Genomic DNA, 22,907 nt, shown 5'->3' with positions numbered 1-22,907 from the left:
GTCCTTGTTGCTAGCAACAGCGCTGAGCGGGCATCGAAATTACGCTGGGATAAAGTTATTCACGTTGTTAAGCGCTGTGACATCCGTATTGGCTGCCTGCAGCACAATCGTATCGTTGACGCTAATAAAGGCATCGGTACTTGCATCTCCGGTACCTTGACTAAAGCTCAGCTCAGCAAATGCCAGCCCTGCTAGCTCGATCGCATCAGTGCCGATTTCAAAGTCCTCAATATAGTTATAGGTGCCGTCGCGCATCACAAAGGTGTCTACGCCGCCGCCGCCAATGAGGGTGTTGAGGCTGCCTAAGCCGCCATCAAGGCGATCGCTGCCTGCCCCGGTTTGAATATAGTCACTGCCTGAGCCAGTGAGGATATCTTTATCCCCTGCCGTCGCCGCCTCGACCGTATAGATAACGTTGTCACCGTCACCGGCTCTCACCGTATCGTTACCCGTTCCTAAGCCAATCGCATCGGCCCCAGTACCCGTGACAATATCGTAGCTGCCCCCTTCAACCCAAATGCTATTGTCACCATTGCCTAGATCGAGGCTATTTTGGCCGCCCCCACCGTCAACGCTGTAGACAAAATCGTCGCCGTCTCCGGTAGTGACGTCATCATCCCCTAGACCAATGCCAATCTGATTGTTGCCATTGCCTGCACTGGTAATGGTGTGGTCACCCGCAGCAGCCCAGAATTGGTTGTTTCCGGTTCCTAAATCAATGATGTTGCTGCCGCCGCCAGCCTCAACGCCGTAGACAAAATCATCTCCTGTCCCGGCGATCACGCAGGCATCCCCAGATCCGAAGCCGATGGTGTCGTTACCGGCGCCACCGTCAATAATGTCGCTGCCTTCTGAGCCAGCCCAGATGTCATCATCCCCAGCAGTTCCCTGAATGACATCGTCAGCATTAGCCGTGCCATCAGTATTGCTGAACAGTTCACCGCCGTATGTTTCTCCTGCTTGGAAAGCATTGCCAACAATGGTATTGCTGTCATCGACATAAATAGTCGCTGGTTCACCCTTAACCAGGGGTACCGCCTGACTGGATTGACGACCGAAGATAACATAGCTCCGACCTGAATTCACTAAGCCGTTGGCGTTAGCGCTAGAGCCGACAATCAGATCGTCAATTCCGTCCCCGTTGACATCGCCAGCGCCGCTGACGCTGCCGCCAGCAACATCACCCGGAACCACCCCTTCAATCACGAAGCCGTTACTGCCATTGAGGGTGGTCAGATCCAAGCTAGAGCCAAATCCTAGCGGATTGCCAAAGATGACATAGCTCTCACCCGCATTGCCCTGACCGTTAGGATCAGCACTGCTGTTCCCTAAGATCAGATCATCAACCCCATCGCCGTTAATATCACCCGCCTTATCGACAGCAGATGCCAGCAAATTCCCGGGACTAATCCCCTCAATCACAAAGCCGTTGCTGCCGTCTAAATCAGCCAGTTCCAGGCTGGCATTAAAGCCCTGATCGCTGCCGTAGACCACATAGCTCGCACCTGCATTGGACTTGCCACTTGGATCTGCTAGAGGAGAGCTGATGACAACATCTGCTAGACCATCCCCGTTGATGTCGCCGGCCCCGCTGACAGCAATTCCTGACTGATCGTCTGCGGCAACGCCGTTGATCACAAAACCGTTGTTGCCGTTGAGTGCGGCTAAGTCAAGCGTGGAGCCAAAGCCCTGGCTGCGGCCAAAGACCACATAGCTCTCTCCCGACAGACTGCCATTGGGGTCAGCGCTACGGGCACCGACAATCAGATCGTCAATGCCGTCGCCGTTGACGTCGCCCGCGCCGCTGACAGAGCGCCCTGACTGGTCACCCGGATCAACTCCTATGAGGGTAAAGCCGTTGCTGCCATTGAGATTAGCGAGGTTGAAGTTGGTACCGAAACCCTGACTGCTACCGAAGACGACGTAGCTTTCTCCAGCGCTGCTGATATTGGCTCCACTCGCGCCAATAATCAGATCGTCGATGTCATCGCCATTGATGTCGCCTGCGCCGCTCACAGAAATGCCTGAGAGGTCAAAGGCAGCAATCCCTGAGAGCGCAAAGCCATTACTACCATTGAGCGCCGCCAAATCTAGGCTAGCGTCAAAGCTCTGACTGCTACCGAAGACCACATAGCTCTCCCCTGCGTTTGCGTTGCCATTAGCATCAGCATTGAAAGCGCCAATAATCAGGTCGTCAAAACCATCGCCGTTGATGTCGCCCAGGCTGCTGACAGAATTACCAGAGCGATCGCCCGGCCCTACGCCATTGAGAACAAAACCATTGCTGCCGTTAAGGTCAGCCAAGTTGAGACTCGTACCAAAGCCTTGAGGGCGGCCAAAGACGACATAGCTTTCCCCGGCTAGAGAATTGCCGTTGGGGTCCCCCCCGCTAGCGCCAATCAAAATATCGTCGATACCGTCACCGTTAATATCTCCGGCTTCGCTGACAACCTGGCCCCCATCATTGGCATCTATCCCGTCAATTACAAAGCCATTATTGCCATCGAGGTTGGCGAGATTCAGGATTGGATCAAAAGTCATAATTATTCAAGCTCAGTTTTAATGTGTTAAGCAGAAGCCCTAAGGTCTTGCCCTGAGACAGTGCTTGTCACATGAGGTGAACGACTTCCGCTCGTAGCTGGGCCATATTGCTGCGACATTGGTTGGCCCCAATTAGCGATGCAACTTACCAAAATGCTGGCGATCGCTGTAAACGAGAGGATGAATTTTATAGAGTTCTCATTGAAGTCAGAGAAGTGCTATGTCCATGCCTGATGTGTGTCCGCCTTCATATACTTATCGAAGCTAAGAGCTTATTCACTCAGACAGCAGCACAGCCCAGCCATGCAGACAACATCCCTGCGGCCACAAGCGCTGGTCGAGCGGGGATATCCGGCCCAAGGCTGCTATCAGTTCCATAAATGAATGCGATGCCTCAGACAAAACGCTGACGCATCGTAAAAATTTTATAGCTGGCTTTTCATTCAAATGCGGATGAAAGGACTTGAACCTTCACGTCCGAAGACACTAGAACCTAAATCTAGCGCGTCTACCAATTCCGCCACATCCGCGTTCAGGGAATTAGTGTAGCAAGAAACGTCGGCAATTAGCCATCTCTCTAGAAAAAATCTGGTCCTGTCCCATAGCAGTCGGTTGTCGCCGTCAGGGCATAGATACTGTCGTTCTAGATATTGTCACTATATATAGTAGAAAGTGAGATTTGCTTGGGCCGATGAGGAGAGACTCAGGCCGTTAAAGAACAGACAGCTAGGTGAAATCTACGGGCCAAAACAATAAGCCCTCTGTTCACAGACTATTATTAAGTTATGAGTAGCCGTAATTTGCGATCTATTTAGATCGTTAAGTCCAAGCTGAAGTTGCGACTGGGCCTGAGAGTTTGTGACTTCGAGGAGCAACATCAGGTAGGCTAGAGCAGAATTGACTCAGCGCTGCAAGCTTAGTCGTCGAGTACACCGGGAGAAACCAAATCGCATGGGTAAAGTAGTTGGCATCGACCTGGGAACCACGAACTCAGTTGTCGCTGTCATGGAGGGCGGCAAGCCGCTGGTGATTGCCAACGCCGAAGGAATGCGGACGACCCCTTCAGTGGTGGCTTTCAGCAAAGAGGGTGAGCGCTTAGTGGGGCAGATGGCCCGGCGCCAGACAGTTCTCAATCCCCAAAACACGTTCTATGGGATTAAGCGCTTTATGGGACGCCGCTACTCAGAGCTTAGCCCCGACTCCAAGCGAGTTCCCTATACCATTCGACGAGACGATAGCGGCAGTATTCGGATTAAGTGTCCTCGTTTAGAAAAAGACTTTGCCCCAGAAGAAATTTCAGCGATGGTGCTGCGTAAGCTGGCAGATGAGGCCAGTCGCTACCTGGGTGAGCCTGTCACGGGCGCAGTTATTACGGTTCCGGCCTACTTTAATGATGCTCAGCGGCAGGCGACCCGCGACGCTGGCCGCATAGCCGGACTAGAAGTTGAACGCATCCTCAATGAGCCAACGGCGGCCTCGCTGGCCTACGGACTCGATCGCCAGTATCGTCAGACTATTTTGGTGTTTGACCTGGGCGGCGGTACGTTTGACGTTTCGCTGCTGGAAGTAGGAGACGGCGTTTTTGAAGTCAAGTCTACTAGCGGCGATACTCAACTAGGAGGCGTCAACTTTGATCAAAAAATTGTCGATTGGCTAGCCGAGCAATTTTTAGCCAGTGAAGACGTAGACTTGCGGCGCGATCGCCAAGCTTTGCAGCGGCTCACCGAAGCGGCTGAGAAAGCCAAGATTGAGCTGTCGGGAGTGGCTTCAACCGAAATCAACCTGCCCTTTATTACGGCAACGGCAGACGGGCCAAAGCATCTAGAAACCCGTCTCAGCCGCCTGCAGTTTGAGGAAATGTGTGGCGATTTGCTGTCACGGCTACGGGGGCCGCTAAAGCGAGCCTTCAATGATGCCGGCATGACCCCGGCTGATATTGACGAAGTGGTGCTGGTAGGCGGGGCTAGCCGGATGCCGATGGTGCAGGATTTGGTGCGATCGCTGATTAAGCGAGAGCCAAATCAAAACGTCAATCCCGATGAGGTGGTGGCCGTAGGAGCGGCGATTCAGGCTGGCATTCTCAACCAGGAAATCCAGGATATTTTGCTGCTGGACGTGACGCCCCTGTCAGTAGGGTTAGAAACTGTGGGCGGCGTCATGAAAAAGCTGATTCCCCGCAATACCACCATTCCGGTGCGGCGCTCTGACGTGTTTTCCACCTCTGAAAGCAATCAGACGATGGTAGAAGTGCATGTGCTGCAGGGCGAGCGGGAAATGGCAGCAGATAATCAGTCTCTGGGCCGATTTAAGCTGATGGGCATTCCCCCCGCCCCTAGAGGGGTGCCCCAGGTTTTAGTCTCTTTTGATATTGACGCCAACGGCATTCTGCAGGTGTCAGCGCTTGATAAAACCACCGGCAGAGAGCAGTCAATTACGGTGCAGGGCACCACCGGGCTAGACGAAGCGGAAATTCAGCAGATTATTCGCGAAGCTGAAGAGAACGCTGAAACTGACCGGCTGCAGCGGGAACGGGTGGAAAAGCGTAACCGGGCTGAAGCGCTGACCTACCAGGCTGAACGGGTGCTGCGAGAAGTGGCGCTCGATTTTGGGATGCAGTTTGGCCGCGATCGCCGTCGCCGCATTGAAGGTCTGATTCAAGAGCTGCGAGATAGCCTAGAGCGCGGCGATGAGCGCGGCATTGATATTGCCCAAGCAGAGCTTCAAGATGAAGTCTACGAGCTAAACCGGGAAGCCTACCTCTATGACGAGGAAGGTGACGACGAAGATCTGCTCAGCCAAATTGGCGGCACCCTGCGGCGCACCTTTTCCGGTGAGGGCGATCGCGAATTAGATGACTACGACTACGGCGGCAGCGGTAGCTGGAACCGAGACACCCGCTGGGAAGATGATGACTGGGGCTGGGAAAACAGCTATGAACGCACCCCAGCTAGAGATCCCTACCGGCAGGGCAGCGATCGCTATGACCAGCGCCCGCCCGTTCCCCGCGATCGCTACGATCAGCCGCCGCTGCCCCCCCGAGATCCCTATGACCGCGATCCTTACTCCCGCGACAGCTATCCCCCCCGCGACTACAGCGATCCCTATGACCGCGATCCTGCCTATGGCCGCGCCGATCAGCCTGATCCCTATCCGCCAGAGTCGCGGCAACCCCGCCGCGATAGCTATCCGCCCCGCCGTCGCCCGGAACCGCCGGAGAGCGCCTATTCTTCGCCCCGGCGCTCAGAACCTGATGCAGCCTATCCCCCCCGCCGCGATCGCCGCCAAGACTATCCGCCCCAGCGGCCTGCGGCTGACTCGAACGCCTATGGCGACGGCTATAAAACCGAAGACTGGGGAGACGATGATGAATGGTTTTAGGTCTTAGCTGAGTCCAGACTTGACCTACTGCGACTGAGCATCTGCCCAATTCCGAGTTCTTTTAGACGGTATTCATGCAAAACTTTCGGAACTACTACGAAATTTTAGAAGTTTCCAAAGGCGCTTCGGTTGAAGAAGTTAAGCGGGCCTATCGTCGTTTGGCGCGGCAATATCACCCAGATATGAATCCGGGGGATAAGTCGGCAGAGGAGCGCTTCAAACAGCTTGGCGAAGCTTATGAAGTGCTCTCAGATCCAGAGCGGCGATCGCAGTACGAAGAATTCAGCAGCTTTTGGAAACAAAAGGGATTTCGGGGCCGCAAAGGGGCCAATGGCCGGGGAGGACTGTCTCTTGAAGATCTCGACTTTGGAGAGTTTCGAGATTTTAATAGCTTTGTTGATCAGCTCCTCAACCGGCGGCGAGAAGCTAGTAACGGCGCTAAGCCCCAGCGCGGTCGCACCGTCACCGAAGATCCCTACCGCCCCGCTAAGAGTAAAACGGCTTACACTGTCCAGTCAAAAACCGCCAGCCGTCGAGATGCCGAGGCGAGCCTCACTTTGCCGCTAGAAAAAGCCTATTCGGGCGGGCGGGAAAGGGTGCGCTTAGAAGACGGTCGCTCCCTAGAGGTGAATATGCCTCCAGGGATGATCACCGGACAGCGAATTCGCCTCAAAGGTCAGGGAATTGGCGGCGGTAATCTGTATCTGCGTATTGAGGTACAGCCCCACTCCTTTTTTAAGCTGCAGGGAGATGATATTTTCTGCCAGGTGCCGCTGACGCCCAGTGAGGCCGCCTTGGGAGGACTGATTGAGGTGCCCACCTTAGACGGCCTAGTCAAGATGAACATTCCAGCCGGGGTACAGTCAGGCCAGCGGCTGCGGCTAGCCAGCAAGGGCTATCCAATTGGGCAAAACCGCCGTGGTGACCAAATTGTGCAGGTGGAAATCGCGGTGCCTAGCACTTTAAGCGATCGCGAAAAAGAGCTTTATCAAGAACTGCGCCGTACTGAAACCTTTAATCCACGGGCTGACTTGCCGGGGTCTTAGCCAGTCGCCGGCAGCAGGCTCTTTAGGCGGCAATATCGACTAGCTGAATCTCAAAGGTGAGATCCTCACCCGCCAAGGGATGATTGGCATCTAAAACGACCTTGCTCTCCTCAACCTCAGTCACCATCACCGGAATGGTTTGGCCGCTGGGATGCTGGAGCTGAAACTGCTGGCCTGGAGAAACTTCTGCCTCAGCCGGTAGCTGCTCTCGCTGCACTTCAAAGACAATTTCTGGCCGATGCGGCCCGTAAGCCTGATCGCAGGGGATCACCTCCGTTTTTTCATCTCCTGGCGTCATGCCAACGACGGCCTGCTCAAAGCCCGGAATTACTTCTCCGCCGCCAATCGCAAACTGAAAAGGCTGCCGCTCAACTGAGGAGTCAAAAACAGTGCCGTCTTGTAGCTTGCCTGTGTAATGTACGGTGACTGTATCACCCGATTTTGCTTGTGTCATGATCTGAATCTTTCTGCGAGGGACTGCTGGGGCACAGCGAGAACCGCTGTAGAGAGGGTTCGCTGTCTAATTCTGTTTGCTGCGGCTACGAAAACGTCTTTGCTGCCGGTGCTTAGCCACTTCCTTGCGCTTTCGCTTTTCGGCAGGCGTTTCAAAGTGCCGGTTTTTCTTCATGTCCGAGAAAATACCTGCCTTAGAAACCTTTCGCTTAAATCGCCGTAAAACCGACTCAATTTGCTCATTTTCACCAACGACCACTTGGGCCATATAATTTCCTCCTAGTTGTTTAGTATCTGAAAAATTCTGCGAGATGCTGTTCTGGCGGCTATCTGGGAGCCAAAGCTGGCCTTATGATTAGACTCTAGGCTCCGGGTCAATCCAGTGCACTAAAAAAGGCAGGAAGGCTTCCCCTGCCCGATTGCCAGAAGATTGAAAATCTGATTTGACGGCTAGCTGCAACAACAGCAATAACAGTTGAGCAAAGCGGCAAATGTTATCGCTGGAAACCTGACTGTTTTAACGGTTTACATCAAACCTAAACGCTTGGCCTACTTGTATGAGCCAAGATTTAACCATCAAACCTGTTTCTACCCCATCATAGCGCCATCCGATAATATGTCGAAACCAGCACCGACTACGACATCGCTGAGATGGAAAAGGCTGAGCGAGAATGTCTAGCCAAAATAAGCTGGCTCATTACCGGGCTTCCACTTGATATTGCAGCCTACGCTAGGGCGCTGTTCTGGCGAAACCGTCTGTCCTGCTAGAACTGTATCAATGGCGTTTCTCAAATCTTTGCCGGTTACTGGTGTTTCGCTGCTGGGACGACTGTTATCGAGCTGCCCTCGATAGACTAGCCTCAAATCGCCATCAAAGAGAAAGAAATCAGGCGTACAGGCAGCCGTATAGGCTTTAGCAACCTCCTGAGATTCGTCATAGCAGACCGGAAAATTAAAGCCTTCGGTATGCGCCATCGCTTTGAGATGCTCTGGGCTGTCCTGGGGATGGGTTTCAACGTTGTTGGCGCTAATGGCAACCATGCCCACGCCCTGAGGCCCATAATCTTGGCCCAAACGAGCCAGCTCGGCCTTGACGTGTTTCACGAAAGGACAGTGCTGACAGAGAAAGATCACCAGCAGCGCTTTTTTATCAGCAAAATCGTCTAGTGAGATTGTTTTGCCTGAAACCACGTCAGGCAGTTGAAACTTGGGTGCTGACGTTCCCAACGCTAGCATCGTCGATTCAACCATCACCATAGGTCAAAACCTCTCTTATGCTCACAAAGCTACAATTGCGATCGCTCGTCTTGAGTTCTACCACAGCCGAACTAACCTCCAGCCGCAAAGGCCGTCATTACCAGAATCGAGAGCAGCAGGCCGGGACTTAGCAGCAAGATTAGGGTCAGCAGTTCGTTCAGTTCCATTGGGATGTCCGTAAGGCTAGATTTAAGTCCATGATGACGAATTTGGGGCCGTAGCGACAGGGATCTTTGTTAAGCAAAGCCTAAAAAGCAGTTCTTGGCAGCGCTGCAATTTTTTGTGCATTTTTCAGTATCCGGCGTATCCTTTATCCAACAGCTTGTCAATCTGTCGTTGTCAGGAGTGGGAAAACAATCAATGATGCTGAGTTTTGGGCCTTTTCAGCCCGCTGCAAGAATGTTAAATCTGCTGGCCGTTACTGCAGTCATTACGGTCGCGGCCGAAGCTGCGGCCCAGGCGGCAGTCCTTTCTCAGTGGAGTTTTGATCCCAGTACGCGCCAGCTCCAGCTAAGCTTGCCTGCCGATCTAACGCCCCAGTACTTTTTGCTAGCCGAACCAGCACGAATTGTTTTAGACATTCCCAAGGCGCAGGTAGGGGCCGTCCCGACCGTACAGACCTATTCAGGCCCGGTTCGCAGCATTCGAGTTTCGCAGTACGAAACCGACACAATTCGAATTGTCATGGAGCTAGCCCCAGGAGTTGTTTTAGATCCCCAGCAGGCCACCCTCGCCGCCACAGAAATCGAGGGCCAAAATCGCTGGATTTTACAGCCCCTCCTCGCTGGTGAGGCTGCGATCGCCACCACTCCGCCTGCGCCCGCCTCTGCCGAACCCGCCGCGATCGCCCCTGCCGCCCCGCCCTCGCCTGCGCCTACGGCGACCGTCACCCCCACGCCAGCTCTATCTTCCTCGCCTGGAACCGCCGCGGTCATCGATGAGACGTTTATTTCCCCGCTAGATCCGCCGGCTACTGCCGCTGACCCCGACCCGTTTCCAGAAATTAACTCAGAGGGCATTGGGGTTTCTGCGGCTAGTCTGCTAGTTGGGCCAGACCTGCTTTCTCAAAACGCGCTGCCAGAAACCCCTTTGACCGTAACGACTGATTTACCAGAAACCTCGGCCACGGTTAGCGTCCCGCCTCTCTCGGCAGCGGCTCCATCAGTGACAGTGCCCCCGCTCAATACCGACGAGCCAAGCGCTAGTCCCGCTATCCCTGAAAGGTCTGAAAGCGCAGGCGCGATCGCGCCTGCGCCGGCCCGCCCGCCAGAAGTCAGCAGTGAAACAGCGTCAGAGGCTGCTACCGCACCTGTCTCTGACGCGATCGCAGCAGAACCCACCCTTCCAGCAGCGCCACCGGACGAGGCGGAGTCTGCAGCGGCGATCGCGGTACCGCCTGCTCCACCTTTTCTAGAGGAACCCGCAGAGCCGATTACAACTTCGGTTCCGACCCAGCCACTGCCAGAACTGGACGCCTCTGCAGCTGCTGAAACGGTTGCTGAAACCGATCCTGATATAGATAATCCGCCATTTTTAGAGGCTGCTGCCGCTGAGACAGTTACCCCAGCGGTTACGCCCTCCCCAGCGACACCCCCCATCGCTGTGCCGCCGCCCACTAGCCCAGCCCGCCCGCAGAAACCGCCAACTATTCCGTTTGGCCAGCCTTTGCCTAGTACCGAGCAGTCAGCTTTGCCCCTGTCAAGCCAAATTGCTCAGCGCCGCGATCGCCCGGTCTTAATTCCAGCCGGGACGGTGCTGCCGCTGCAGTATACCCAGCCCAATCCGCTGGCCTTGAACGATGCCATCAGCTACCAGGAAGTGCTGGTGCTTAACCAAGATATTCGCAGCAGCCAAACCGACGAGCTGCTGATCCCAAAAGGAGCTTTAGTCCTGGGCCGCTTTGACCTCACCGAAGCTACGCCACGCTTCATTGCCCAAGCGATCAGCCTCCAAGGTCAAAACTTGCCCCTGGCAGCAGAATCTGCCCTGCTGGGGGAGTCTCAGGTTTCAGGCAACAGCCTACTGCGTAACTCAGGCGTTGGCGCAGCGGCGGTGACAGTCTTGTCTGGGCTATCCGGCATTGGCCTAGTGGCTGGGGCGGCGATAGGAGCAGCCACAGCCTATGCCGCCTCGCCCCAGACGGTGATTATTCAACCCAACCAGATTATTCAGGTGCAGGTGCTAGAAGATTTAGTTGAGCAGCCCATTTAGAACTGATTTGATTCCGGTGGCGGCGCGCCAAAGCCAGGCTGATTAAGGAATAGATTACCTGCCGCATCGTTCTGGTAGATACAGTCGATGTTGGGGCTGTCGCCGATATCGCCGGTATAGCCGAAGGTGTTCATGCGGTTGCGGCACTGCCGTACGTCTGTATTGCTGACTAAATCGCGCTGCTCTAAAACAGCCCAGTTGTTGCGTCTGAGGACGCAGCCCGGCGTCATGCGCGGCTGAGAGATATAGACGTTGAAGGGATTAAAAGTGAGAAAGATGCGCATATCTGAAACCACCGCACTGGCGCCATAGCGAGCGCAAAGTTCTGGGTTAGGAGCACTGCGATCGATCGCTTCGCGTGAAGCGATATTCTCAGGGCTAAAGCTGGCTGAAGAGCTAAAGACGATGCCGAGAGCAATGCCCAGAATAAAAATGCCTCCAAGCACAGCAATCGTCAAATAGTTGAAGGGGCTACTCCGCTCTCCGCCGCTGGAAAAGCGGGAAGGTTCTGCCGGAGGTGCATAGCGAGAGGACTTGCGTTTCATAAACCCACGATTTCAGCCGAAACTATCGGTTAGTGATTAAAGACCGCACTCTTCCAGTATGCCGTTAAGATTCCAAATTCGGACAAAACTTAACGCTGATTTTTCCCATAGCGAATCTAGCCTGAGGCGGAATAATAAAGATAAAGTAAAAATAAAGCTGTTAGCGCTGATGACTGTGAAACGCCTGCCTACACTTCCGCTGCGAACCATCTTGTCGGACAGTTTGACCGTTTTCTGGGGAGACTGGCTAGATTTGCGCGTACGAATTCCCCAAGTGGCTGCTTCGGGGCTGGTATCACCGCTGATCTATATTTTAGCGTTTGGCTTAGGTCTGGGCAGCTCCATCGATCGCGTGGCCGAACCCAGCGCTGGCGATAGCTACCTGGAGTTTATCCTACCGGGGATGGTCGCCCTATCGTCAATGGTGATCAGCTTCGGCGGCACGACGTTTTCGATCTGTGGCGATCGCCTGTTTACCAAAACTTTTGAAGAAATGCTGCTGTTCCCGGTACATCCGCTAGCGCTGCATCTGGGCAAGATGCTGGCGGGGGTGGTGCGGGGCATGATGACGGCAACATCAGTGATTATAGTGGCAGTGCTGTTTACCGGGCAGCCCTGGAGCTTTATCAATCCGCTGTTCCTGCTGTTGTTGGTCTTAAACTGCTCTGTGTTTGCGGGACTAGGCGTTATTGTCGGTCTTAACGTCAAATCCCTGGAGAGCGTCGGCCTGTTCAACAACTTTTTGATTGTACCGATGTCTTTTCTGGGCGGCACCTTTTTTGATCCGATGGCGCTGCCGATCGCCCTCAAAGTGATTGTTTTTTTACTGCCGCTTACCTACACTACGATGGGGCTGAGAGCCGCCGCCTACCAGTCTCTAGACGCTTTTCCCTGGTACTCAATTCCCATCCTGCTCATAGTGGCGATCGCCCTGTCTTTCGTCGGAGCCTATCAGTTTTCTCACCAGCAGGACTAGCCTCAACGAAGATCCAAACAGCCTAATCCCCTCGCAGTCGTAGAGTCGAGGGGATTAGGCACTTATAGGGGCTAAAAGCTGCACAAGCTGACTAAGAAGCATCAGCTCGGCCTAGATAGCCATCACTAGCGACTCGTAGTCACTTCAATGGAAGATATATTGACGTCAATACCTGCCGCCTGTGCTCTGACCAAGGCAATCGTCTTAGCCTCTTGCTTATGGTCAGCAAAAACCTCTAGGGCATAAGGCTGATTCTGCTGTAGTTCTTCGGCGTTTTTACCTTCTAGCTGGACGCTATATTTCATAGACTCCTATGGAATTTGATTACTCAACATTTATACCAGCTCATATAAACTATTGTCATCCATCTATGGATTGAGTCTAATCAATTGGTTTAGTTCAGCCCTAACCTAAAAGCTGGTCAATCATACGGCTTGCTTGAGCGCCATAGCCGCCGCCAAACAGGTTGAAGTGGTTGAGGATGTGATACAGGTTGTAGAGCACTTTGCGGCGCGAATACCCTGACTCCAGCGGATAAGCCTCGTTATAGCTTTGATAGAAGGCAGCCGGAAAGCCGCCAAAAAGTTCGCTCATGGCAATATCTACTTCGCGATCGCCGTAGTAAACTGCCGGATCTAGCAGCACGGGTTCACCCGCCGCCGTAATGGCCGCATTGCCTGACCATAAGTCTCCATGTACCAAGGCTGGCCGGGGATCATGTCCGGCGAGCAGTTCTGGTAAGGCCGATAGCAGCGCCCCGGCTTGGGGAAAATGGCCGCCCCGGCGCTTGGCTAACTGAAACTGATAGTGCAGGCGGTGCTCTTGATAAAAGGCTAGCCAGTCGGCTGTCCAGGGATTAGGCTGCGGCGTAGAGCCAATTGTATTATTTTGATGCCAGCCAAAACCGCGATCGCTCTCTACCCGGTGCATGGCTGCTAACTGCTGGCCCATCTTTTGCCAAGCCTGATTGTTGCCAGCGCCCAGATCTAGCCATTCCATCACAACGTAGGCCGAGCTATCGGCAGTCCCCCAGCAGAGAGGACGCGGGGCGCGAATTGTATGGCTGTCGGCAATCTCTTTCAGTCCTAGGGCTTCGCGCTCAAACATAGCCACCTGGCTAGCCTGATTAAGCTTCAGAAAAAAGGTTTGCTCGCCGTCGCTGATGGCATAAGCCTGATTGATGCTGCCGCCGCCGACTGAGCGGCGATCGCGAACTTCAAAGGGCTGACCGATTTTTTGGCTAATCTGCTGAGCGATCGCATTCCACATAGGCATTGCTTTGAAACTTCGACATATTCCTATTCCGGCACAACCGTCATAATGGCGTAAGCCTCAGGCGATAGATATTGCCGGGCTGCCTGCTGCAGTTCGTCCAGGGTAATAGCGCGAATGCTCGCCGGGTAGCTCAGGGCGTGACTAATATCGCCAGTCAGAGCATGGTAGTAGCCATAGAGGCCAGCGCGATCGCTGGGGGTTTCGCTGCCAAAGATATAGCGGTTAGCCACCTGGGTCTGAATCCGCTGCAGCTCAGCGATCGCAATTGGCTCTGTCTGCAGCCGCGCAATCTGACTAACAATGCTCTCTTCCACGCTGGGCAAATGCTCTGCGGGTAGCTGGGCCGAAATTGAGAACAGTCCTTGCTGGCGATAGCTCATGTTGCTAGCCATAATGCCATCAACTATCTGTCGCTCCTCCCGCAGTTCTCTGACTAAACGAGATGTGCGGCCTTGGCCCAGAACTGAGGCAATCACGTCTAGGGCATAGGTCTGCGGCAAATTGTCCATGCCCGGTACGCGCCAGCACATAATTAACCGCGCCTGTCGCAAAGCTTTGTCCGCATAATGCAGGCGGCGGATCTGGCTGAAAGGAGGTTCAGGCGGGTAGGCGGCTGGCGTGGCGGCAGCAGAGGCTAGGGGCTGGGTGTCTGTCTGTCGCTCTAGCGCCTGCTCGAAACTCTCAGTCGCAATCTCGGCCAGAGTTTCTGCCGGTAAATTGCCAACGGCTACAGCTGTCATGTGCGGTGGCTGATACCAGCTCCGATGAAATGTCCGCATCTGCTCGACGGTCAAATTGGCAATTACATCAGCAGATCCCAGCACCTGCCGTCGGTAGGGCAAGTGGTCAAACACAAGCTCTGTAAAGCGGTAAAAGTTACGCCGCCGCACATTATCCTCAGAGCGGCGAATTTCTTCTAGGATGACCGGACGCTCACGCTCAAAAGCGTCTGCAGCCAAACTAGAGTTAATTAATAGCTCAATCTGTAGCGGGGCTAGGGTCGCAAAGTCTTGGGGAGCCGCCGTTACATAGTAGTGGGTGTAGTCCTGGCTGGTCGCCGCGTTAGTGACAGCCCCTCTAGCTTCTAGTGCCCGCTCAAACTCACCGCAGGGAATCTCAGCGGTGCCTTTGAAAATCATATGTTCGAGAAAATGGGCTAGGCCGTTGATTGACTCTGACTCTACGGCTGACCCAATGCCTAACCAAATACTCAGGTTGACAGCTTCTACTGGTGTTTGCTCAACAATCAGGGTTAAACCATTAGATAATTTTTGAATGACGGGCAGATGAAGCTGGGAATCCGCAGCCGGAGCAGCCAGAGTGGAATACATATAGTCTTAAAGAGATAACTTTCTTCATCCATGTTAGTTGTTCTATCTGTTATCTCTGATGGAGAATTGCGCCGTTGCCCACTTAAAGCTTGTGTAGTCAGGGGGTTATTTCAGATGGGAACCTGGATTAAAGAAACCGACAACGCCATTTACCTCATGCAGGGAGGATATTACCTATCCAAGATTTCTAAGTACCCTTCTAAAAACAATCCCAACGAAAAAATTCTCAATATTCGCGGTATCCGCTCTTGGTTTCTGCGCGATGACGCCCCCAGGGGAATGACAGTCTCTCCCGGCAGCAAAGAGCCGCTGCCCCTGCCACCACCGCCGCCGCCAACCCAGCCCAGCGTTCGTCAGACCAATGAAGATGGCCTCTTTTTGATTAAGTCATTCGAAGGCCTGCGCCTTAAGGCTTATCAGGATGCTGTGGGCATCTGGACAATTGGCTACGGCACCACTCAGGGCGTCACGCCCGGCATGGAGATTACGCAGGCGCAAGCGGAGCAGCTATTGAAGCGAGATGTCAACAAGTTTGAGCGAGCCATTCAGGACGCCGTCAAGGTCACTGTCAATGACAATCAGTTTTCGGCGCTGGTATCGTTTACCTACAACGTTGGTTCAGGAGCCTTTCGCAGCTCCACGCTGCTGCGGCTGCTCAATCAAAACGACATTCAAGGAGCCGCTGACCAGTTTCCCCGCTGGAATCGGGCTGGAGGCCGCGTATTAGCGGGACTCACCCGTCGCCGCAATGCCGAACGGGCCTTATTTTTAGGGCAAGACTTCCGGCGATTCCTGTAAGCTATCACTTGCAAAAAGTGTTTTAATTTTGTCCTATGCCCCAAGAGCGTTCAGCCTGGCAGCGAGGGGGGACACCCTACTTTTTCTTGCTGCCAGCTTTGATTATTCTAGGATTGACGGTTTTCGGTCCCGCACTGCAGGCGTTTTATCTCAGCTTTACTAGCTTCGGCTACGACCTCACTCAGCCACCCCAGTGGAACAATTTTGCCAATTTTCATAAGCTGCTGCGGGATCCGGTCTTCTGGCAAACCCTGAGAAATACGCTGTTTTATCTCATTGGGGTCGTGCCGGTCTTGGCGATCGCACCGCTTTTGCTGGCTATTTTAGTCAATCAAAAGCTGCGAGGCGTCCGCTGGTTCCGAGTGGCTTACTACACCCCCGTTGTGATTTCAATGGTGGTGGCGGGTATTGCCTGGCAGTGGCTCTACGCGGAAAACGGTCTGCTCAACCAGATTGTGACTGGGCTAAGGCTGAGTCAGTCAGGCGTGCCGTGGCTGACTAGCCCTGAACTAGCTTTGCCCAGCGTCATGCTGGTGACCATCTGGAAAGGATTGGGATACTACATGGTGATCTATCTAGCAGGCCTACAGGCGATTCCGGCCAGTCTCTATGAGGCTGCAGCAATTGATGGCTCAGATGGCTGGCAGCGTCACTGGGATATTACCCTGCCGCTGATGCGTCCCTATATTTTTCTGGTCAGCGTCATTTCTGCTATTTCAGCCACCAAGGTGTTTGAAGAAGTCTTCATCATGACTCAGGGAGGGCCGCGCAATAGCTCAAAAACGGTGGTTTATTACGTCTATGAGCAGGCATTTCAGTCTTTGGAAATTAACTATGCCTGCACAATTGGCCTAGTTCTGTTTTTGCTGATTCTGGGCTTGTCCCTGCTGAGGCTGGCTTTCCTGCCAGCGGCAGATTCTAGCGGTTATTTCTAGGAGCCAATAGCCACGTTATGCAGCTCAACTGCATCAGCACCTTCCACCTGCATAGCAGTGCGCACTAGACGGTTTAGCAGCTCTTTGGAAGCGACCTTCCCCCGCAGGATTACGATGCGGCCTCGCTGACGGACCGCCACATCGGCAGCGGCAGACTCAAACTTTTTATGGAACTGACGCTGAACTCGCTTTGCTAAGCCCTGATGGTCGTATTCTCCCCGGAGTCCAACCCGCTCAGGCGGAATAGACAGGTACCAGGCTCTAGCAGAGGTTGATACCACCGATGCGATCGCGCACCCTCCTATGACAGTTTGATTAGATGTATAGGCAGCTTCATAGGCACCCATAGCGATCACCTTCCAAAAATAATTAAGACAGCGTTGACCCACCGTCTTGGGGCAGATTTTCAAATTTGCTTGGGAACACACATCCGCACTCTGACAAGGACAAAGGTTTAGCTGATGCCGCTGTCTCCCGAAGCTACGTCGAGAAGTCAAAGCAGAAATCCAGCAAGACTTCGACCAGTATCTTCACTAAAAAATCGGATATTTACGTATTTTTACGATTTTTTGAGGAGGATTCTGTTACCCAGCTAGCAAATTGTATAGGTCTGCGCCGACACCGTGTAATCTACCGCTCGGCGTAAACTGCTGAAAAATAGCGGCTAGATCAGCACGGTTCATCTGTAATACTTAAGCACCCAAACCTTAGGAAAAGATTAAGACGTGAAGGCTGTGATGCTTCGGAGCTAATCGTCTGGGACTGGTTCCAAGAATAATGGGTTACACTATTTTTCCTTATCTCTCTGCCCAAGTCAGTTTAATCCATTAAAAAAGTTAATTTAATACATAAACTGAGTTAGGAAAATTTATGTAGAAGTGTAACCGCGTAGGCAGCAATCCCTTCCTCACGGCCAACAGGGCCTAGTTTTTCATTGGTCGTAGCCTTAATCCCCACCTGTTCTGGCTCCAACGACAGGGTTTGCGCTAGGCGATCGCGCATGACTGAGATATGAGGTTTCAGCTTAGGCCGCTCAGCCACAATCACGCTGTCGATGTTGCTAATTTGCCAGCCCCGTTCCTGTACTAGCTGATGTACCTGCTGCAGCAGAACCAGGCTATCGGCGTCCTGCCACTGGGGATCGCTGGGGGGAAAGTAAAGTCCAATATCGCCCAAACTGAGAGCGCCCAGCAGCGCATCCATGATGGCGTGGGTTAGGGCATCAGCATCACTGTGGCCCAGCAGCCCCTTTTCGTGCTCAATTTTGACGCCGCCGAGAATGAGGGGGCGATCGCTCACCAGACGGTGAATATCGTATCCGTTGCCAATGCGAATGTTCATTAGGAAGATTCCAAATCAGATTGCTGTTCCAGCCATTGCTGATATAAGTCAGGGCGACGGGTCTGAGTGCGCTGAATTTGCTGAGTTTGCCGCCACTGAGCGATCGCGGCGTGATTGCCTGAGCGCAACACTTCAGGCACCTGCCAGCCACGAAAGCTAGCGGGCCGGGTGTATTGCGGATAGTCCAGCAGCCCGGCCTCAAAACTCTCGTACTTAAGCGAGTCAGCTTTCCCAACCGTGCCCGGTCTTAAACGAGTCACCCCGTTGATCAAAGCCAGCGCCGGAATCTCACCGCAGGTGAGAACAAAATCTCCCAGGGAAACTTCGCGCGTCACCAGCTGCAAAACCCGTTCGTCTACCCCTTCATAATGTCCGCAAATAATAACAATTTGAGCATAGTTAGTGGCCAGGGTTTGCATAAGAGATTGCCGCAGTGGCTCTCCCTGGGGCGTCATCAAAATGATGTCCCGTGGCGGCAAAAGCGGCAGGGATTCCACCGCCGCAAAAATCGGCTCTGGCTTCATCAACATGCCAGCGCCACCACCATAAGGCTCGTCGTCAACCCGGTGATGCTTATCAGTTGTGAAGTCGCGGGGATTGGTGATGTGGACTTCGGCAATGCCTCGATCCAGGGCTTTACCCAGCAGCCCAGAGCGCAAAGAGGAGGTAAAAAAGTCGGGAAAAAGACTCACGATGTCAAATCGGAGAGAGGCTGTCGGAGATGAGATCATAGGATAGGCAAAAACTGGGTCTTAGCGGCTCCAAATTCAGGCAGAAAATACTCAACAGAAGTAAACAATTGGCAAATGGTCTGAAATAATGGTTGTTTGAATCATCTTACGAGCTAGGTTGAACCTCAGTATCAATCTAGGACTCAGATGGTTGTTATACCAGCCTAGGTCAGCAAGGGTGATACACTCTTGCAAGCGTGGGTTCCCCGTGGCAATGTCTAAGCCAAAGTCAGAAGGTCTTTTTGCATTTTTACGACTGCTGGGGAAATTGACCAAAGTGTGACCCGAAAGCTTATCATGCAGCAATTAGAATCTTCGCTAGAGCAGAAGATGCCTCCCCTAACTAAGTCAGCAGTTTTGGTCATCGGAGGCGCAGAAGATAAGGTTCATGGCAAAGAAATTCTTTACGCCTTCTTTGAAAGAGCAGGTGGACGTGATGCCAGTATTGCTATTATCCCCTGCGCCTCGCGCGAGCCGAGTCTCATTTCTGATCGCTATCGGCGCATTTTTGACGAAATGGGGGCCAAAACTATTGAGACGATGGACATTCGCGATCGCCAGCAGGGTGAAGATCCGATTTGGGAAAAGCATCTGGAAAACTGTACGGGCGTTTTTATGACGGGCGGCGATCAGGTGCGGCTCTGCGGTCTACTGGCCGATACGCCTGTCATTGAACATATCCGGCGCAAAGTCCAGCTAGGAGAAATGACCCTAGCAGGCACCAGTGCTGGTGCCGCTGTGATGGGCCGACACATGATTGCCGGTGGCGGTAGCGGCGAATCTCCCAATCGCTCCCTGGTTGACATGGCAACCGGACTGGCAATTTTGCCCAATATCGTAGTTGACCAGCATTTTCACAACCGCAATCGTATGGCTCGATTGGTCAGCGCCGTTGCCATGCAGCCGGATCAGATTGGCATTGGCATAGATGAGGATACCTGCGCTCTGTTTGAAGGCGATAGCGTTTTTGGGGTGATTGGTAAGGGCACCGTGACGGTAGTGGATCCGGTTGAAGTCACCTATACCAATGAGCCTGATATTGATGCCACTGAACCGCTGAGCTTACACAATCTACGAGTTCATGTACTGACTCACGGCGATCGCTACGACTTGGAGCACCATCGAATTCTTAATTAGTCATTGACTGAAGAATTTCAGACTAGGCTTTAGGTAGATAAATGATGACTACAAATTTCCTTAGATTGTTTTTAGACTTAGCCTCGCCCCAAAAGCGTTCTCTAACCTTACAAGGCCGCAGCTTACTCCAGTTTTTTCAGCGCTTCACAGATGAATGTTTGCGAGTGAGACTGCACCCTACAACGCCTACTGAATCAAGACTGAGCTTTTTCGCATCTGCTATTCCGCTGCTGGCTAGATAACCACCATGAGAATTCTGAAAACCCAAACCCTACGCGGTCCCAACTACTGGAGTACCAGCTATCACAAGCTAATTGTTATCCGTTTGGACTTAGAAGACGTGGCCGAGACGCCCACATCTGACATTCCAGACTTTTATGAAGGACTGGTAGAAGCGCTCCCTACCCTAGCGGATCACCGGGGATCAGGCGATGCCGATAGTTTTCTGCAGCAGGTAAAGAAGGGCACCGATCTAGGGCAGGTGATCAAGCATGTCGCATTAGAGCTACAGATTTTAGCCGGAATGGCGGTCGGCTTTGGCCGCACCCGCGCCACTTCCACCGCTGGCGTGCAGCAGATTGTCTTCGAGTATTTAGATGAGCAGGCGGGACGATACGCGGCCCGCGCCGCGATTCGCCTCTGTAGCAGTCTAATTAGCCTAGGCCACTATCCGGTAGACGAACTACAGCAGGATCTTTCTGACCTCAAAGATCTGTGGGCCGATGCTGCCTTAGGTCCCAGCACCCAGACGATTATCAAAGAAGCTGAGGCTAAAGGCATTCCCTGGGCACAGCTGCGCAGCCGCGCCATGATTCAGCTGGGGCAAGGCGCCTATCAAAAGCGAATTCAGGCTACTTTGAGCAGCCAAACCGGGATTTTGGGGGTTGAGCTAGCCTGCGACAAAGAAGGGACGAAGCGAATTTTGCAGGATGCTGGCGTTCCCGTCCCTCGCGGCACCGTCATTCACTACCTAGATGAACTTGAAGAAGCGGTTGAGGCCGTGGGGGGCTTCCCGATTGTGATCAAGCCGCTAGACGGCAATCATGGCCGTGGCATCACGATCAATATTGATTCTTGGGGACAGGCAGAAGCGGCCTACGACGCAGCCAGAGCCGTTTCTAAAGGGGTGATTGTTGAGCGCTTTTATCGAGGACGCGATCACCGAGTATTGGTCATCAATGGCAAAGTCGTTGCCGTAGCCGAGCGGGTACCCGCCCATGTCGTAGGCGATGGCCGCTCCACCATTGAGGAGCTAATTGCCGCCACTAACCGCGATCCGCGTCGAGGCGAGGGACATGACAATATCTTGACGCGAATTGAAGTCGATCGCACAAGCTGGCAGCTGCTAGATCAAAAAGGTTACACCCTAGAAACTGTTTTAGAGCAAGACGAAATTTGCTACCTGCGGGCCACAGCCAATCTCAGCACTGGCGGCATTGCCATCGATCGCACCGATGAGATTCACCCCCAGAATATCTGGCTAGCCCAGCGGGTTGCCAAAATTATTGGCCTAGACATTGCCGGCATTGACGTGGTTACAGAGGATATTACTCGACCGCTGCGTGAAACTGACGGCGTTGTGGTCGAGGTCAATGCCGCCCCCGGTTTTCGGATGCATTTCTCCCCCAGTGAGGGCATTCCCCGCAATGTAGCCGAGCCGCTGATTGACATGCTCTTCCCCCCCGGTCAGCCCACCCGGGTACCGATTATTGCCCTGACGGGCACCAATGGTAAAACCACCACTACCCGGCTCACGGCCCATATCTTCAAGCAGACTCAAAAGGTCGTGGGCTACACCACCACCGACGGCGTCTACATCAGCGACTACCTGGTAGAGCCAGGGGACAACACCGGACCTCAGAGCGCTCAGGTGATTCTGCAGGATCCGACAGTCGAAGTAGCGGTGCTGGAAACGGCGCGAGGCGGCATTCTGCGCTCTGGCCTGGGATTTGATAGCTGCGATGTGGGGGTGGTACTCAATGTGGCAGCGGATCACCTAGGCTTAGGCGACATCGACACCGTAGAGGAAATGGCCCACCTCAAGAGCGTTGTGGTGGAAGCAGCCCGACCAAACGGCTACGCTGTTTTGAATGCGGATGATCCGCTGGTGGCAGCGATGGCGCGGCGGGTGAAGGCTCAGGTGGCCTACTTTTCTATGAATCCTGACAATGAGCTGATCCAAGCCCATACCCAACAGGGCGGACTGGCGGCTGTCTACGAAAATGGCTATTTGAGCATTCTCAAAGGCGACTGGGTGCTGCGAATTGAGCAGGCGGTCAACGTACCGTTGACGATGATGGGACGAGCGCCCTTTATGATTGCCAATGCGCTGGCTGCCAGTCTGGCTGCCTTTACCCAAAATATCAGCATTGAAACCATCCGCTATGCCTTGCAAACGTTCCAAGCCTCGGCAGATCAGACGCCGGGCCGAATGAACCTGTTTGACCTAGGCCGTTTCCACGCGCTGATTGACTATGCCCATAATCCGGCTAGCTATGAAGCCCTGGCTGAATTTGTCAAGAACTGGCCGGGGCCGTGCGTTGGCGTAGTTGGTGGCCCTGGCGATCGCCGGGATGAGGATTTCATTACCCTGGGCCAGCTAGCCGATGGCATGTTTGATCAGGTAATTGTCAAAGAAGATGACGATACGCGCGGACGACCGCGTGGCGAAGCCGCCGATCTGATTGTGGACGGTATCAAAGCAGCCGGGGAGCAGAGCCGCTACCAGATCACCCTCAATGAGGTAGAGGCAATCAACGCAGCTCTAGACGAAGCCCCCGATGACGGCCTGGTGGTGATTTTGCCTGAAAGCGTTACCCGCGCCATTGAGCTAATCGAGGCTCGCAATCCGATCAAACAGACCGCTAAAACCGCGATCGCCAACGGCAGTGCTACCGCCCCTGCGGCTCAGGGCAGCCCGGAAGCTCTAGCTGAGTCTCGAGGATAAGCTGG

19 protein-coding genes and 1 tRNA gene are annotated in these 22,907 nt (G+C 53.6%); 8 read left to right on the top strand and 12 right to left on the bottom strand.

Annotated features, from left to right (window positions below):
- Positions 1-39: 39 nt before the first annotated feature.
- Complete coding sequence (locus QJQ48_RS02765) at positions 40-2,541, bottom strand: beta strand repeat-containing protein (RefSeq protein ID WP_346289654.1); 2,502 nt, start codon at positions 2,539-2,541, stop codon at positions 40-42.
- A gap of 448 nt (positions 2,542-2,989) precedes the next feature.
- A tRNA-Leu gene (locus QJQ48_RS02760) sits at positions 2,990-3,071 on the bottom strand.
- A gap of 421 nt (positions 3,072-3,492) precedes the next feature.
- On the opposite strand from QJQ48_RS02760, the gene dnaK reads away from it, so the two are divergent.
- Positions 3,493-5,919, top strand: coding sequence for a molecular chaperone DnaK (gene dnaK, locus QJQ48_RS02755; RefSeq protein ID WP_346289653.1), 2,427 nt, complete (start codon positions 3,493-3,495; stop codon positions 5,917-5,919).
- A gap of 74 nt (positions 5,920-5,993) precedes the next feature.
- A complete protein-coding gene (locus QJQ48_RS02750) occupies positions 5,994-6,965 on the top strand; it encodes a DnaJ C-terminal domain-containing protein (protein WP_346289652.1) in 972 nt (323 codons plus the stop codon).
- Positions 6,966-6,987: 22 nt separating this feature from the next.
- Here the strand turns inward: QJQ48_RS02750 and QJQ48_RS02745 are convergent, their stop codons facing one another.
- The 3 genes from QJQ48_RS02745 to QJQ48_RS02735 all read right to left on the bottom strand — a co-directional run bounded on the left by QJQ48_RS02745 (position 6,988) and on the right by QJQ48_RS02735 (position 8,675).
- Complete coding sequence (locus QJQ48_RS02745; RefSeq protein WP_346289651.1) at positions 6,988-7,419, bottom strand: FKBP-type peptidyl-prolyl cis-trans isomerase; 432 nt, start codon at positions 7,417-7,419, stop codon at positions 6,988-6,990.
- A 66-nt stretch (positions 7,420-7,485) separates the two neighbouring features.
- Complete coding sequence (gene rpsU / locus QJQ48_RS02740) at positions 7,486-7,686, bottom strand: 30S ribosomal protein S21 (protein WP_346289650.1); 201 nt, start codon at positions 7,684-7,686, stop codon at positions 7,486-7,488.
- A gap of 407 nt (positions 7,687-8,093) precedes the next feature.
- Positions 8,094-8,675, bottom strand: coding sequence for a thioredoxin family protein (locus QJQ48_RS02735; RefSeq protein ID WP_346289649.1), 582 nt, complete (start codon positions 8,673-8,675; stop codon positions 8,094-8,096).
- 399 nt (positions 8,676-9,074) lie between these two features.
- Here QJQ48_RS02735 and QJQ48_RS02730 point away from each other — a divergent pair, with 399 nt between their 5' ends.
- Entirely contained in the window at positions 9,075-10,886 is a 1,812-nt protein-coding gene (locus QJQ48_RS02730) for an AMIN domain-containing protein (RefSeq protein WP_346289648.1), read from the top strand.
- Here the strand turns inward: QJQ48_RS02730 and QJQ48_RS02725 are convergent.
- Positions 10,883-11,431, bottom strand: a complete 549-nt coding sequence (locus QJQ48_RS02725; RefSeq protein WP_346289647.1) for a DUF3172 domain-containing protein — start codon at positions 11,429-11,431, stop codon at positions 10,883-10,885. The genes QJQ48_RS02730 and QJQ48_RS02725 overlap by 4 nt on opposite strands.
- A gap of 169 nt (positions 11,432-11,600) precedes the next feature.
- On the opposite strand from QJQ48_RS02725, the gene QJQ48_RS02720 reads away from it, so the two are divergent.
- Positions 11,601-12,407, top strand: a complete 807-nt coding sequence (locus QJQ48_RS02720) for an ABC transporter permease (RefSeq protein ID WP_428843014.1) — start codon at positions 11,601-11,603, stop codon at positions 12,405-12,407.
- A 125-nt stretch (positions 12,408-12,532) separates the two neighbouring features.
- Here the strand turns inward: QJQ48_RS02720 and QJQ48_RS02715 are convergent, their stop codons facing one another.
- The 3 genes from QJQ48_RS02715 to QJQ48_RS02705 form a co-directional block, all read right to left on the bottom strand.
- Positions 12,533-12,712 carry a hypothetical protein gene (locus QJQ48_RS02715; protein ID WP_346289645.1) on the bottom strand — a complete coding sequence of 60 codons (180 nt, stop codon included), beginning with the start codon at positions 12,710-12,712 and terminating at the stop codon, positions 12,533-12,535.
- A gap of 100 nt (positions 12,713-12,812) precedes the next feature.
- Complete coding sequence (locus QJQ48_RS02710) at positions 12,813-13,676, bottom strand: fructosamine kinase family protein (RefSeq protein WP_346289815.1); 864 nt, start codon at positions 13,674-13,676, stop codon at positions 12,813-12,815.
- Between the two features lie 29 nt (positions 13,677-13,705).
- Entirely contained in the window at positions 13,706-15,013 is a 1,308-nt protein-coding gene (locus tag QJQ48_RS02705) for a M16 family metallopeptidase (RefSeq protein ID WP_346289644.1), read from the bottom strand.
- Between the two features lie 114 nt (positions 15,014-15,127).
- On the opposite strand from QJQ48_RS02705, the gene QJQ48_RS02700 reads away from it, so the two are divergent.
- Positions 15,128-15,811, top strand: a complete 684-nt coding sequence (locus QJQ48_RS02700) for a lysozyme (RefSeq protein ID WP_346289643.1) — start codon at positions 15,128-15,130, stop codon at positions 15,809-15,811.
- A gap of 35 nt (positions 15,812-15,846) precedes the next feature.
- Positions 15,847-16,746, top strand: coding sequence for a carbohydrate ABC transporter permease (locus QJQ48_RS02695; protein WP_346289642.1), 900 nt, complete (start codon positions 15,847-15,849; stop codon positions 16,744-16,746).
- Here QJQ48_RS02695 and QJQ48_RS02690 read toward each other — a convergent pair.
- The 3 genes from QJQ48_RS02690 to trmD all read right to left on the bottom strand — a co-directional run bounded on the left by QJQ48_RS02690 (position 16,743) and on the right by trmD (position 18,818).
- Positions 16,743-17,093 carry a BON domain-containing protein gene (locus QJQ48_RS02690; RefSeq protein WP_346289641.1) on the bottom strand — a complete coding sequence of 117 codons (351 nt, stop codon included), beginning with the start codon at positions 17,091-17,093 and terminating at the stop codon, positions 16,743-16,745. The genes QJQ48_RS02695 and QJQ48_RS02690 overlap by 4 nt on opposite strands.
- A 511-nt stretch (positions 17,094-17,604) precedes the next feature.
- Positions 17,605-18,087 (bottom strand): 2-C-methyl-D-erythritol 2,4-cyclodiphosphate synthase, encoded by a 483-nt coding sequence (gene ispF, locus QJQ48_RS02685; RefSeq protein ID WP_346289640.1) that lies wholly within the window; start codon positions 18,085-18,087, stop codon positions 17,605-17,607.
- Positions 18,087-18,818, bottom strand: a complete 732-nt coding sequence (trmD, locus tag QJQ48_RS02680) for a tRNA (guanosine(37)-N1)-methyltransferase TrmD (protein WP_346289639.1) — start codon at positions 18,816-18,818, stop codon at positions 18,087-18,089. Before trmD ends, ispF begins: the two co-directional genes overlap by 1 nt.
- Positions 18,819-19,115: 297 nt before the next feature.
- On the opposite strand from trmD, the gene QJQ48_RS02675 reads away from it, so the two are divergent.
- Positions 19,116-19,955 carry a cyanophycinase gene (locus QJQ48_RS02675; RefSeq protein WP_346289638.1) on the top strand — a complete coding sequence of 280 codons (840 nt, stop codon included), beginning with the start codon at positions 19,116-19,118 and terminating at the stop codon, positions 19,953-19,955.
- A gap of 247 nt (positions 19,956-20,202) precedes the next feature.
- Positions 20,203-22,902: a cyanophycin synthetase gene (cphA, locus tag QJQ48_RS02670; protein ID WP_346289637.1), complete on the top strand. Its 2,700-nt coding sequence runs from the start codon at positions 20,203-20,205 to the stop codon at positions 22,900-22,902.
- Positions 22,903-22,907: the final 5 nt, after the last annotated feature.

This window comes from Sphaerothrix gracilis Ecp01, assembly GCF_030405905.1.
GTDB lineage: Bacteria > Cyanobacteriota > Cyanobacteriia > Phormidesmidales > Phormidesmidaceae > Sphaerothrix > Sphaerothrix gracilis.
Note: the sequence above shows the minus strand (reverse complement) of the source record. Positions and strands in the feature narration are given on the sequence as shown.